The organism is Siphonobacter sp. BAB-5385 (genome assembly GCF_002261125.1).
Classification (GTDB): domain Bacteria; phylum Bacteroidota; class Bacteroidia; order Cytophagales; family Spirosomataceae; genus Siphonobacter.
This window is the reverse complement of the sequence record NZ_NMPS01000140.1, coordinates 1-379: the sequence shown is the minus strand read 5'-3', so window position 1 is coordinate 379 and position 379 is coordinate 1. Positions and strand designations below refer to the sequence as shown.

The window sequence follows — 379 nt, the reverse complement described above, 5'->3', positions numbered from 1 at the left end:
GGTGGCTGGCGGTGGACCAACGTGCGGGCGACGCCCATCCTAAGCCCCGACGGGAGCATCAGAAAATGGCTGGGCATCAATATTGATATTCAGGACAAAAAAGAAGCCGAAGCAGCTTTAGAGCAGGCTCAGCAAACCTATCAGCAAGGGCTTGAACAGCAGGTAGCCGAGCGAACCCAGCAGTTGGAGGAAAGCCGGGCTTTACTCAAGGCCACCCTGGACAGTACGCTGGAAATGATTCAGGTGTTCAAGGCCGTACGCAATCAGGCCGGAGAAATCGTTGATTTCGTCTGGATCCTTAACAACCAGAGTAGCGAGCAGCAGTACGGAGATGTAATCGGCCAGAGCCTGCTCACGCTCAATCCCGGCGTGAAAGAAG

Annotated in this window: 1 protein-coding gene; it reads left to right on the top strand. The window is 54.9% G+C overall.

Going from position 1 to position 379, the window contains the following annotated elements; genetic code table 11:
- Nucleotides 1-379, top strand: a 379-nt coding sequence (locus BWI93_RS27815) for a hypothetical protein (protein ID WP_217902276.1), incomplete at both ends; no start/stop codon positions are given.